The organism is Pirellulales bacterium (assembly GCA_036490175.1).
GTDB lineage: Bacteria > Planctomycetota > Planctomycetia > Pirellulales > JACPPG01 > JACPPG01.
Map to the genome: position 1 here is coordinate 26,309 of DASXEJ010000361.1, position 13,138 is coordinate 39,446.

Annotated in this window: 8 protein-coding genes; 7 read left to right on the forward strand and 1 reads right to left on the reverse strand. The window is 59.6% G+C overall.

Features of this window, described 5'->3' with window-relative positions; translation table 11 throughout:
• Positions 1 to 68: 68 nt before the first annotated feature.
• Complete coding sequence (locus VGG64_27855; GenBank protein ID HEY1603451.1) at positions 69 to 3,317, reverse strand: dockerin type I domain-containing protein; 3,249 nt, start codon at positions 3,315 to 3,317, stop codon at positions 69 to 71.
• Between the two features lie 812 nt (positions 3,318 to 4,129).
• Between VGG64_27855 and VGG64_27860 the strand changes: the two genes are divergently transcribed.
• The 7 genes from VGG64_27860 to VGG64_27890 all read left to right on the forward strand — a co-directional run bounded on the left by VGG64_27860 (position 4,130) and on the right by VGG64_27890 (position 13,130).
• Positions 4,130 to 5,047 carry a hypothetical protein gene (locus VGG64_27860; GenBank protein HEY1603452.1) on the forward strand — a complete coding sequence of 306 codons (918 nt, stop codon included), beginning with the start codon at positions 4,130 to 4,132 and terminating at the stop codon, positions 5,045 to 5,047.
• 526 nt (positions 5,048 to 5,573) lie between these two features.
• A complete protein-coding gene (locus VGG64_27865) occupies positions 5,574 to 6,248 on the forward strand; it encodes a response regulator transcription factor (protein ID HEY1603453.1) in 675 nt (224 codons plus the stop codon).
• Positions 6,248 to 7,681: an ATP-binding protein gene (locus VGG64_27870; protein ID HEY1603454.1), complete on the forward strand. Its 1,434-nt coding sequence runs from the start codon at positions 6,248 to 6,250 to the stop codon at positions 7,679 to 7,681. The genes VGG64_27865 and VGG64_27870 overlap by 1 nt, the downstream gene beginning before the upstream one ends.
• Before the next feature lie 7 nt (positions 7,682 to 7,688).
• The gene (locus VGG64_27875) at positions 7,689 to 8,342 is read left to right on the forward strand and encodes a hypothetical protein (protein HEY1603455.1); all 654 of its coding nucleotides are present in this window, start codon (positions 7,689 to 7,691) and stop codon (positions 8,340 to 8,342) included.
• 196 nt (positions 8,343 to 8,538) lie between these two features.
• Positions 8,539 to 9,303 carry an SDR family oxidoreductase gene (locus VGG64_27880; protein HEY1603456.1) on the forward strand — a complete coding sequence of 255 codons (765 nt, stop codon included), beginning with the start codon at positions 8,539 to 8,541 and terminating at the stop codon, positions 9,301 to 9,303.
• A 62-nt stretch (positions 9,304 to 9,365) separates the two neighbouring features.
• Positions 9,366 to 10,307, forward strand: a complete 942-nt coding sequence (locus VGG64_27885) for an aminotransferase class IV (protein ID HEY1603457.1) — start codon at positions 9,366 to 9,368, stop codon at positions 10,305 to 10,307.
• Between the two features lie 321 nt (positions 10,308 to 10,628).
• Positions 10,629 to 13,130 (forward strand): PSD1 and planctomycete cytochrome C domain-containing protein, encoded by a 2,502-nt coding sequence (locus VGG64_27890; GenBank protein ID HEY1603458.1) that lies wholly within the window; start codon positions 10,629 to 10,631, stop codon positions 13,128 to 13,130.
• Positions 13,131 to 13,138 lie beyond the last annotated feature (8 nt).

The following is a 13,138-nucleotide window of genomic DNA, read 5'->3' on the forward strand; positions in this document are numbered from 1 at the left end:
TGCCGGATCGAATTCAGGCAGTTGAAATACTGTTGTGCACGGCGCGTCGTTCGGAAAAAGTGCGTTCGCTACGCGCTTCTAAATCGCCCGTCGGCCGCCAGCACATCGAGCAAGTCTTCGTCGACGCTCGAAGCCAGCAATTGACCAAACATGGCGGTCCCGGCATCAGCGACGGGCCATTTCGACGAATTCGGCACAGATTTGCCTGATTGATGTGCCGCCGAGGATAAAGTCGACAAACCCGCCAGGCCGCCGCTGACCGACTTCTGTGAAAGAACGTGGTCGATCGATGCAGCAAACTGCGGCGCGTCGAGCTTGCCGATAAACGATGCCGTACGATCAAGCGCCTGCGGACTGGCGAACGACGGCGCGAGCTCAAAGAGCAGCTGTGCCGGCGAGGATGCCACAGCACTCGTCACGTTCGCACTGGCAACGCTCAACGCCGCAACGTCAGCCCGCGCTGCGGCAAGCACGCTGCCATTGGCGTCGTTTTGCGCTACTTGGATAACTGCAGCGCTGGCCGCAGCGCCGTTAATATTATCGATCGTGGCGTTGCCGGTTCCGACGGTATCGATATCGCCCGCGCCGGCGCCACTTCCGGAACCGCCGCCGGCCGGGAGCGTTTTCAACCATTGCGAAGCGATTACATTTATGTCCAAGCCGTTGACGATGCCATCGCCATTGATGTCGCCGGCCAGGCCGCCCACCGACAGCCAATGCGACGCGATCTGGTTAATATCCAGACCGTTGACGACTCCGTCTGGGCTTGTGTCGCCAGGCAGGATATTGACGCCGAAGCGGAAATCGCCACCGGGGCTGCCGTTGCCCGACGGAAACACGCTTGTGCCATTCGTCCAGTCCCCGTCGAGGGGATTGCCTAAGGAATCGGTAACGGCATTCACGCCGGTCGACACTAGATCGAGTGTTAGTCGGTCCGTGCCGATCGGGCTGGCCAACGTCCAAATAGCCGTGTGCGTTGTATTGCTATAGCTAAATCCGTTGAACGCGTACTGGCCCACCGACACGCCCGTGACTACCAGACTATTCTCCGAGACGTTCACGTTCTCATTGAATGTGATCTGGATCTGATTCAAGGTGTTCCAGGGCAACGGTTGCAACTGCGCTGACGAGCCGACGGGGATTTGATAGCCCGTCGCGCCTAGACCCGCGTTCTGCAAGGCACTCTGAAAGGTTGGCGCCCAGGTCGAGCCGTCGACCACCACCGCGGCGACACGCGGCGGCACTACAACGTTGATCGTCATGCTCTTGGGCAACGGATCCAGGTTGATGCCGCCGTTAGCGGTACCGCCGTTGTCCTCGACCTGGAACATGAAACTCGTATACGGCGAGCCACTGGCGCCGGCGGACGACGTAAAGGTGAGCAATCCGGCGGCGATGTCGGTGGCGCTAACCAATTGCCCCGCGGTAACCGCCACGCCGTTATCGGCCAAAGTTCCGACCGTGGGCACAGGCACAGTAGTGATCTCGACTGCCAGCAGCGAGTTCGGCGGATTGTCGTTGGGATCGCTGAAGCCAAAATCGCTCGCGGCAAACTGGTAGGGCGTCCCCTGAAATTCGGTGATCGTGTTATTAGTGCCGGTCGGTGCGTGGTTAATGCTCATCACAGTGAAAGACAGTGGACTGCTGGCCGCGGCCAGCGCGCCGGCTCCGTCAAATGCCTGCACCTTCCACTGGAAGCTATCCCCCGTGGCTAACCCCGCGGCCGGCGTGTAGCTGGTGCCAGTCACCGAGATGCCGTTGGCAATCGTGGTCTGCGTGGTCGTGTCAACGATTGTCAGAAAATAGCCCGTCGCGTCTGGGACTGATGACCACTGAAACGTGGGAGTCGTTGTACTCACGGTTCCGCTAGGTGCCGTCGGGGTCGGCACTTCGCTGATGCCCGCCAATGCTGACACGATCGTATTGGCGCGCGGACTGCCCAGACCGGTTACATAGTCATAACCTGGCCCGGCGGACAAACCGCCCGTATTCGTTCCGGACGTCACATCGAGAAAGTCATAGGCGTAACTACCATTGGAGTAGAGCGCGTAGAGGTCGTTCAATGTGGTGAGGCCGGGCAAGGCGCCCGCCGTCCCGCGGGCCTGATCGGCAATGGCCACCAACGCGGCCCAAGAGGGTGACCCCAAGCTAGTTCCGCCGACATTGAACCAAGGTTGGCTGATACTGCCGTCGTACGTGTCGTATACATATACACCCGAAGCGTTATTGGCATCGAAGGACACATCCGGGGCCATGCGGAGGCCGGGATTCGATCCTCCCGACGGCTGTACGCCGTGCTGGTAGGAGAATTGCGGATTGGGGCTGGGGCCGCCGTTGCTGTCAATCCAGGCTACCTCGCCGGCGTATGTCCCGTCGGCTGCGATCGAGAGCGTAGTGCCTCCGACGCCCAGCACATTCGGATCGGTGGCGGGATACTCGCCCGCCCCTCCGGAATCCCCGCTCGAAGCGATAAACGTCACGCCCACTTTGCCCGACGGAGTGCTGTACAGGGCGGGATCGTTCTGCGAGAAGGTCTCGATCGCACCATAGCTCATCGAAACGACCGAAGCCGCCGGCAGGCTCGACAATGTGCCGATACCAGAATGGACCGCGGTAGAAACTGCAACATCCAGGTTCGAAAAACTGTTGTCGGTCGCCTCGACAAGCAAGATGTTTGCCCCGGGCGCCAGCGCGTGCGCCCACTCGACGTCGAGCGAGATCTCGATGCCGGCATTCGCATTATCGCCCGTCTTCGGCGCATTGCTTGGCAACGGAGAGGCATTGCCGTTTTGGTTGACGACTGTCAGTTGAGGATCCGGCAGACCAAACGCGTGATCAAAGGCCTTCAGGTCCGAGACAATGTTCGGCTGATTCCACGGATCGACGATGGCAATCGTCTGGCCGGTGCCATCCCCTTTGGTAGGGCCGCTTGGACCGTTCGGCGGAAAGAAAATATTGTTGAATCCATAGACCATTGCAATTTGCGCAGGTTTAAATGGCGAGGACAGGTTAACCAGCGGCTCTGCCCCTCCGGACGAGGCGTCTTGATCACTGGCCGACGAAGCGCCGGCCGTCGCCGCTCCAGAACCGGCCGCCGTGATAGAGGTGATGGATGCCGATGAAGCGTTGACGACCGAATCGCCAGGCGCCGCGGTGGGCGTGGCAATAATCTGCGAACTGGCGGCGTCAAATAGATAGCGCTCTTCAAGCGACTCTAAACGCAACGCGCGCGCGCGACACCGTGCGCGCCGCTTCGCTGGTTTATTTATCCAAACACCGTGTTGTTGCGCAAAGCTGCCTGCCGCGCGACGTGCCATACCCCAGTCCCTTCCCCCTTCCGGCATCGGCCAGTGCCGGTCGATGATCAATCTAGGCTAACCGACTCGGCGTGGCAATCAAGACCAGGACGTAGGGCGTGCTGGTACTCGATCGGGGCTAGCCGATTGGGCATCCCCTCATTTCCGCATTACTTACGAAGCGGCAATCGCAAAGCGGTGCTGAACCGGGTCAGAAGCCATTCAGGAATCCGACCGATTGCTTGACAACGATTTCCTTCGGCACACGGAATGGAAGAGATCCCAGCCGGCCAACTTTACGTCGGCACGGACTTGCCCTTCGCCGGCCTTGCGACAAATCGCGGCATGCCGCGCCAGAAATCGCGGCGGCTTGTCGAACTGAAAGAAGCGCTCCAGGGCCATCTCGGGAGTGACAACCAACGTGCCAGCATGCGCACCACGTCGTCTTCGCAGCGGTTAATGTTTTCAAGTTGGTCACTGGAATCTTCCGAGGCGCTGACACGTCTCGGCGCTTATAACAGATCCGCACCAGAACGGATCGCAGTGGCAGCATAGCGTAGCTGGCAAAACAAACGAGCGGCATCAAAGCAGACCGTGCATGATGCTTGCAAATTATTCAGGCAACCCGGCGGCGTCCATGCTAGCCCTCCTGTGACTCGTTCAAGCGGTCTTGTGGAGCACCTTGGAAAGAGGTATCAGTTTCGCCTTACCGCTCTCTCCGGGGTGCGCGACGACGGGTCCGGGGTAGGAGCCCTACCCCCGCATTGGACCTTATCTTGGTCGATCGGATGATTCCGCCGTACCGCAAAGGTCGGTTTCTTTGGGCGTGCATCATGTGGTGCCTCCCCCTGGGAGGCTGCGCCCTGAAGCCATATCAATACGGGCATTTCCATGATTCGACGGCCGAGGAAGCGCCGCCGCCAAGTGTGGTGATCGAACGGGGCGCTCCCAATAAGACGCTCGACCGTATCGCCAACATTGTTGGTTTCCCGGCCCGCATCTTGCCCATGAATTCCAAGATCAACGACCACAATATCGCGCCTGAGACAGAAGAAAAGCTGAAGACGTATCTGGTGAAAAACGAGTTGACGGATGTCCGCGTATTCGTCAACGAGTATGCCCCGAAGGATCGGTGGCGGAGGCTGCGCGACAACAAGCTTGTCAGCGCGGGGTGGCGTTACACCGTGGGCTCGCTCAGCGTGATCGGTTACACGATCTTTCCGGGGCGTATTTTCGGCGGCGATCGCTACGACCCCTTTACGAATAGCTTGGACCTTAACTCCGACGTCGCGGCCGTTGTGCTGCGCGAGGCAGCCTATGCCAAAGACGTTCACTCCCACAAGCTGCCGGGCACCTACGCCGTAACCCAAGAATTGCCCTTGGTGGGATTATTAAGCGATGGCCGTTCCGTGCGCGACGTGATCGGCTACGCCCGCGATCAAGATGATTGGGAAGTCGAGCAGGAGGCATACCATGTGTTGTTCCCACAAATGGGCGCGGCGAGCACATCGCTGGGGGGTGCCTTCGTTTCTTCGGTTTGGTGGGGCGGGCCGGTGCTTGGCGCAGGTGGCGCGGCGGTCGGGCATGTCGCCGGCCGCACGATGTCTAAACGCGAGGCCGCCAAGCACGAGAAACCGGAATCGCCCACGGAGCCTGAGAATACCGACGTGCAACAAGCCCGCTACATTGAGAGCAAGGCGACGGAAGAACCGTCATCCGAGCCGAAGTTGCTCCGCTTGCCTCCGCCGTAATTGCCGATCGATTTCGGGCTGAGCAGAGCGAGAAGTTCGGACTATCATTGTTCCCAGGCGTTCACTTGCCTGGCAATCGTTCGGCAGTGATCAGCGGCAGGCCTTGATCGCGTCGTGGATAGAGTCCCAGAGCACGATCCGCGCCTGCAATGACCCGACCGCGGCGCACGTGGCGCGACGCCATTTTGCCGCGTCCGATGCGCAAAGCTCCTCGATCAAGCGAGCCGCCATGGGCCCGCGCTCGTCACCGTCTAACTAAATATGCCGCAACTAATAGTAGTCGAAGGAGGCCAATGCTCCGTCGGCGGGTAGATTGTAATCATCTGGGCGGACCTGGGGATTGGGCCCATAAACGATGCGTCGGCGCGTCTTTCTCGCTAGCTTTTCACGTTCTTTTCATGTTGGCACGTTAAATTGTGGCCGGTTTCGCCAGACCTGTGCCGCGATCAGTTGCGACTACCAGTAGATTCTGAATCTCACATTCCGCAAAAACACCTCTTGTCCCGGCGCACACTCTTGGAGGGCCATGCGAGTCTTGTTGATCGAGGATTTCGAGCTGCTGCGAGATTCCCTCGCCACGGGACTGCGCGAAGCAGGGTTCGCTGTGGATGTTGCCGCGGAAGGAAAGACAGGTCTGTGGTATGCCACGACGATTGATTACGACGTCATCATTCTGGACCTGATGCTCCCTGAAATCGACGGACTTTCGATCCTTAAACAGCTGCGTAGCGAGGGCCGGGGAACGCACGTCTTGATTCTGACTGCCAAGGATACCTCGGCCGATCGAGTGACCGGCCTCGACGCCGGAGCCGATGACTACCTGGTAAAGCCGTTCGACTTTGCCGAATTGCTCGCGCGCGTACGCGCCCTGGTGCGGCGCAAGTACGACGCGAAGTCTCCCACGATCAGCGTGGCCGATCTGGAGCTCGATACAACGACGCGCTCCGTTCGCCGCGGAGGGCAGGTCGTCGAGCTGAGTGCCCGAGAATTTGCCTTGCTCGAGTTTCTGGCGTCGCGCGCCGGGCAGGTTGTGTCGCGAACCGAGATTTGGGAACACGTTTACGAGTTCAATTCGACGGCGGATAGCAACGTGGTCGATGCCTTCATCCGCCTGTTACGGCGGAAAATCGAAAGCCCCGATCTGCCGAAGCTGATCCATACGCGGCGTGGCCACGGATATTGCCTGGGGGAGAAACCTTGATGCCCTCGGTTCGCAGCCGCCTCTTGTCGCGGACGACCACGCTACTAGTTTTGATGTTCGCCGTCGCAGCGGTGGCCGTCTACGTTCCCATGCGCGCTTCGCTACTGAACGCTTTCGATGCGGAATTGCAGCTTGAAGCGCGCGCCTTGGCCTCGCAGGTCGAGCAGATGGGAGGAGAGATCGTTCTAGAGTTCGAACTGGGGGAACTGCCCGAATACGCCAGAGAGGAGCGGCCGCACTATTTCCAGATTTGGTCATCCAACGGGCATACCGAGGCCAAATCACACTCGCTGGCAAACCGGGATCTCGAGAAGCCGGCGCCTCTTGCGGACGTCGTCGCTTATCAATCGATCGCCTTGCCCGATGGTAATGCCGCACGGCAAGTATCGCTCGAGTTTCAACCACGCTTGGAGGATGCCGGCCCAAACGTGCAGGAGCCACTGCATGACCCGCTAATCATCACCGTGATCCGGGACACAGTCGAACTCGATGCCACTCTGGCAACATTGGCCTGGTCGCTGCTGATCGTGATGGGGCTCACCGTGACACTGTCGATCTTATTGCTCGACCGGCTTATTCAACAAGGTTTGAAACCCCTTAATATCCTGGCCGCCGGGATTTCGCAGGTGGGCATCGCGGATCTGGCCGAGCGATTGCAAATGGCTGACGCTCCCGCGGAGTTGGCCCCCGTCGTCGAGCGGCTCAACGAGTTGTTGGCGCGACTTGATGCGACGCTCACACGAGAGAAATCATTCACCGCCGATGTGGCACACGAGTTGCGCACGCCTCTAGCCGGCTTACGCGCCGCGCTAGACGTTTGCGCAACCAGGCCGCGCTCGCCCGAGGCCTATCAACTGGTGATCGGCAAATGTCTTCGTGTAATCGAGAGCATGCAGGCGATGGTCGGCAACCTGTTGATGCTGGCCCGCGCTGACGCTCAGCAACTGACCGTCACTTCCGAATCGGTCCCAATGGACAACTTGTTGCGCGCTTGTTGGTCTCCCTATGCCTCGACGGCACAGGGGCGGCAGCTCGATCTGCAATGGGATGTCGACGTCGACGCAGTCGTACAGCTCGATCGCGAGAAAGCTTCGCTCGTCTTCAAGAATCTCTTCGAGAATGCCGTCGACTACGCGGCCGAAGGGGGCTGGATTCGCGTCACGGCCCGTTTTGCCGATGGCAATCCGCGGATCATTGTTGCCAACAACGGCTGTCAATTAAAGGACAAAGACATTGGACAGCTCTTCAGTCGTTTTTGGCGCGGCGATACGGCGCGGACCGACGCCGTATTGCACAGCGGGCTGGGTCTGTCATTGTGCCAAAAAATCATTGAGGTTCTCGGCGGCACGGTCGTTGTGAGTCTGGACCGGGACGTCTTTGCGGTCAAAGTCGTTCTGCCTCGGACGTCTCTAGCAACTCCGGTTGCACTCTGAGCCCCGTATGACGAGCCCACGTCCGCCCGACGATTTTCAGCAGGCCTTTAATCAACTTGACGGCGAGGTTGCGCGGTTACACCGCGAGTTCGACACGTATCGTGCATTGTTTTCCGGCAACGAAAGCATCGACTTATTGCGTCGCGCGAGTGAATTCACGATGGCGGTCATCAAGGACGCCCTGGCCTCGGATATATCTCGCGGCATCATCCGTCTTATCGACAAGTCCGCGCTTCTCGGTCAACCTCAGGTAACGCTGCTGTGGCTCGCCGATCGGCTGCCGGTGGACTTCGACCTTGCAGAGCGAGAGGGCCTAGCCGCGATTCTGCGCGACATTCGCGTGCTGACCGGACCTTTTCGCGACCATGGCGCAATGGCACCCATCAGGATCGACGTATCGATTCGTCGCGGACGCTTGCTGCGGGGCATGAGCCTGACGGACATCGCCAAGGTGCTGCACCTGATGCTGGATTTTGTCAATGTCGTCCGCACGCATTTTGGCAACGTTACGGTGCAATCGACGGATGTCATCCAAATTGGCAGTACGTCGCAACTGTTAACCGTCTTACGAGACGGCCTGGCGCTGCGAGATACCCGCGACCGCCTGCGGGCCGGGCGCATGTCTTTGGAACAGGCCTGCGCCTCGCTCAGCCTAACCTGATGCGGAACCTTCGCGCCGCCGCCTAATTCGCGTGCCAGCTTTCGATCGCACACAGCGCATGCGCGTCGTACCGCGCAGGTTCGCGTCCCGCGTGTTCTGTTCACCTGCCGGGTGCCTGGGCAGTAGACCGTCGACATGGCAGAATTGGCTTCGCGACGCACTACATCGTTCGCCGTCACCGTGCAAGGAGAGACCGTTGAAGTTGCAAGGAAAGAAGGCCGTCATTACCGGCGGAGCATCCGGAATCGGCCAGGGCTGTGCCATGGCCCTCGCGGCAGCAGGTGCCGATGTGGCGCTCAATGATCGAAGCGATGGACCTGGACTGCAGGCGGTGCTAGCCGATATTCGCAGGTTAGGCCGGCAGGCCGTCGGTGTTCCAGGCGACGCTTTCGACCGCGCCGAGTGCGAGCGGATCGTGGCCGCCGCCGTCGAAGGGTTGGGGCAGATCGACATTCTGGTCAGTAGCCCGGCTTACACGGCACGGGCACCGTTTCTCGACTTCGATCCCCAAAAGTTCGAAGCGGTTCTGCGCGGCACGCTGGTGGCCGGCTTTCACATCAGCCAATTGGTTGCGCGGCACATGGTCGATCGCGGCGCGGGGGGCAAGATCGTGTTCATCTCGAGCGTGCAGGCGCGAATTCCTTATACGCGCAGCGTGGCCTACAATGCGGCCAAGGCTGGACTGAATAACATGGCGTACACGATCGCCAACGAATTGTTGCCGCATCGAATCAACGTCAATTGCATCGAGCCCGGCTGGATCGATACGCCGGGCGAACGTGCCGCGTTCGGTGACGAAGCCATCGCGCGGGATGGTCCACAACTTCCCTGGGGTCGGCTAGGAACCGCGGCCGATGTAGGAAATGCCGCTGCGTTTCTCGCTTCGGAGGAAGCGGCCTATGTCACCGGAACGACACTGGTAGTCGACGGCGGGTTATGGCTCAAGGCGGCGCGCGCTTAGCCCCGCGCCTATTTGCAATCGCAAGTTACGATCCGAATCTCAACATGGCTTGAAGAATCCTCGTGAGCGAACCGTTAGTATTCCTCAACGGCGATCTGCTGCCGGCCTCGCGCGCGCATTTGGCGATTTACGACGCCGGCCTGGTATTTGGGGCCACGGTGACCGAGATGACGCGGACCTTCAGTCATCAACCCTTTCGTTTGCAAGATCACTTGGATCGACTGTTTCGCTCTTTGAGTTCCGTGGGATTCGACATCGGCATGTCTCGCGATGAGCTGTCCGAGGTTTCGCAGAAGTTGCTGGCACACAACGCGGCACAAATCGAGACTGACGATGAGTTGGGTTTGATCCATTTCGTCACCGCCGGCGAGTACAGCCGCTACGCCAGTTCGCCGAATCAGGCCGTCCGCACGACGCCCACGATTTGCGTCCACACGTTTCCCTTGGCATTGCACATGTGGGCGGCCAAGATCGAGCACGGAGCCCATTTAATCACTCCCCAGATCCGTCACGTACCGCCGGAGTGCTATGACCCACAGATAAAGAATCGCAGCCGGCTCCATTATTACCTGGCCGAGCAGGAGGCGCGATCCGTCGATCCGGATGCCTCGGCATTGCTCTTGGATCTGGATGGAAACGTCACTGAAACGAGCGCCGCCAACTTTCTCATGGTCGAACAAGGCACGATCGTTTCTCCCCCGCTAGCCCGTACTTTGCCAGGGATCAGCCGGCAGACAGTGAGCGAACTGGCAGGAAAACTCGGCATCCCGTTTGTCGAGCGCGATATCGCACTCTCGGAAGCTCTTCGCTCTGACGAGGCGCTATTGTCGAGCACATCCTATTGCCTTCTGCCGGTAACACGAATCAACGGCACGGCAATTGGCAGTGGGCAGCCCGGTCCTCTGTTCGCACGGCTCATCGACGGCTGGAGCGGATTGGTTGGCCTCGACATTCGACGGCAAATCCTCTGCAGCAGCGGCGGCAATTCCCGCCGTGGTATCTGACGTCAAAGTCCATCCGTGCAATGTGACAGCCCATCGAAGTTTATCGGTCTTGCGTGGTAACGAATGGGCCGGCACTTTCGTTGGCCCCTTGAAATCTGTCAGGGTATTGACGCCGGATGGCCAGCCGACAGGGTCACGCACCGTCGCGCCAGGCATTACACCTGCCTACAAATCCGCCAAAACCTACAGATTCGTTAGCTTCGGAAGCTCCTCTTGCGGGGTTAGATACGTAATGAATTAGAATAGGGATAAGCTCTCGGCCGATGGATTTTGAAGCGGACGACATCCGGCCGGCGCGGCACATCGAATTTCGGGGATCCCATGCGGACTGTACGCGTCGGTTCGGGGGCCGTGCTGTTGGTGCTGCTCGTGATTGGCAAAGCATATTGTGCTGCGCCCACGATGACCTCACGGCCGTCGAAAGAAGGCCTCGACTTCTTCGAAAAGCACATCCGACCCGTCCTCGTCCACAACTGTTACGAATGCCATTCGGGCGATGCCGCCAAAGCCAAGGGGCACTTGCTGCTTGATACTGCCGAAGGAATGCGCAAAGGGGGCGATTCCGGCGCAGTGATTCTACCTGGCCATGCCGATTCGAGCTTGTTGGTCGAGGCCATCCGCTACGAGGGGCTCGAAATGCCCCCCAAGGCGCAGCTGCCCGACGACGTGATCGAGGACTTTGTGCAGTGGATCGACATGGGCGCCCCTGATCCGCGCGTCGGCAAAGCGGCCAAGCCCAAGGGCAAGATCGATCTGGCCGAGGCGCGCAAGTACTGGGCCTTCCGACCGCCGAAGCGCGTAACGCCGCCCGAAGTGAACGACTCGCGATGGCCCTACAACGATATCGATCGTTTCGTGCAAGCACGCCGCGAGCAAGAACACCTGGCACCGGCGGCCGACACAGACCGCTTGACTTTGATTCGCCGCGTCACATTTGACCTGACAGGATTGCCTCCCACCCCTGCAGAAGTGGACGCCTTCTTGAAGGACCCTTCAGCAGGAGCGTTCGGCACGGTTGTCGATCGGCTCTTGGATTCTCCGCAGTTTGGCGAGCGCTGGGCACGGCATTGGTTCGATGTCGTTCGTTACGCGGAATCGACGGGCAAAGATCGCAACGTCCCCTACCGCTATGCCTGGCGCTATCGCGATTACGTCATCGACGCCTTCAATGCCGACAAGCCGTACGATCGATTTATCCTCGAGCAGTTGGCGGGCGATTTACTGCCGGCGCGCGGGCCCAAGGAAAAGAACGACCACGTCATCGCTACAGGGTTTCTGGCCTTGGGACCAAAAGCGGTCAATGCCAAGAATGCCGAACAGTTCGCCATGGACGTGATCGATGACCAGATCGATGTCACTGGCCGCGCCCTACTAGGGATGACGATCGCATGTGCCCGCTGCCATGACCACAAGTTCGACCCGATTCCCACCAGCGATTATTACGCGCTGGCGGGCATCTTCCGCAGCAGCGACACCTACTCCGGCATCGTGGCCGGCAAAAAGAGCGCCGTCGACGCCCAGCTGATCTCGTTGATCGACACGGACAAGAGCCAACGGCCTTCGCCCGAGCAACTGAAGGCGGCCAAAGCCCATCAGGAAGAGATCTCACAGATCGAATCGCAGATCGATAATGTGAAAAAGATGGCCAAACAGGCCCGCAAGGGTCCGAATCAAAAAAAGGGAAAAGGGAAGCAGCAAGCCCCTCGGACGCAGGTCAATCCGCAAGCAGTGCGCGAGCAAGTCAAAGAGTTGAATGACAAGCTCGAAAAGCTAGAGGCCGAGCCGACCCCGCCGGGTAACTACGCAGTCGGCGTCGTCGAGAGCGGGTCGCCGACGAATTGCCAGGTGCTGGTACGGGGCGAAATCAAGGACAAGGGCCCTGAAGTTCCGCGCGGCGTACTGACCGTGCTCAAGACGCCAGCGGCAAAAATCAATCCACGCCACAGCGGTCGCTTGGAGCTGGCACAATGGATCGCCAACAAGAGCAACCCGCTGACGGCTCGCGTAATGGTCAACCGCGTGTGGGGGCATTTATTCGGGCAGGGACTCGTCGATTCCGTCGACAACTTCGGCACGCTCGGCAACGAACCGAGCCATCCCGAGTTGCTCGATACCCTGGCTGTGCAATTCATGGACGAAGGCTGGTCGGTCAAGAAACTGATTCGCTCGATCGTCCTCAGTCACACCTATCAATTGAGCAGCGCGCATGACGCCAAGAATCACGATCTCGATCCCGCGAATCGGTACTTGTGGCGCATGGAGCGGCGCCGGCTGGATGCCGAGGAAATTCGCGACGCCATGCTGGTGGCTAGCGGCCAGTTGCAGTTAGAGCGGCCCGAAGGCTCGCCCGTCATGCAACTCGGCAACGGTCCGGTACGCGGCCGCGAGCTGCAAGACGTACGCAAGCCGAACAGCTTGCGCAGCATCTATCTGCCCATGATCCGCGGAAACGTTCCCGACATGCTGCAGGTATTCGACGCCGCCGACCCGAGCCTGATCGTCGGCAAGCGCGATGTTACGACGGTGCCGACCCAGGCCCTGTTTTTGATGAACAATCCCTTCGTTCTGCAGCAGTCGTCCGAAATGGCCAAGCGAATTCTGGCGGAAAAAGATCGCGACCAGTCGACCAAAATCGACCTGGCCTATCGCAACGCACTCACTCGCCTGGCCACCAAGGACGAACACCAGCGGGTGGCGAAGTACCTGAACGAGTATCGTCACGCGTTGGAACAGGCAGGTGGTAAGGTCAGCCCGCAAGTGGCGGCTTGGACCAGCTTGTGCCAGACCCTCTTTGAATGCGGCGAGTTTCGTTACGTTTATTGATCTGCACC

Excerpts from the sequence above, each read along its gene's own strand:
- VGG64_27870 (HEY1603454.1), top strand. The coding sequence starts at position 6,248 with ATGCCCTCGGTTCGCAGCCGCCTCTTGTCGCGGACGACCACGCTACTA.
- VGG64_27865 (HEY1603453.1), top strand. The coding sequence starts at position 5,574 with ATGCGAGTCTTGTTGATCGAGGATTTCGAGCTGCTGCGAGATTCCCTC.
- VGG64_27890 (HEY1603458.1), top strand. The coding sequence starts at position 10,629 with ATGCGGACTGTACGCGTCGGTTCGGGGGCCGTGCTGTTGGTGCTGCTC.
- VGG64_27860 (HEY1603452.1), top strand. The coding sequence starts at position 4,130 with ATGTGGTGCCTCCCCCTGGGAGGCTGCGCCCTGAAGCCATATCAATAC.
- VGG64_27855 (HEY1603451.1), bottom strand. The coding sequence starts at position 3,317 with ATGGCACGTCGCGCGGCAGGCAGCTTTGCGCAACAACACGGTGTTTGG.
- VGG64_27875 (HEY1603455.1), top strand. The coding sequence starts at position 7,689 with ATGACGAGCCCACGTCCGCCCGACGATTTTCAGCAGGCCTTTAATCAA.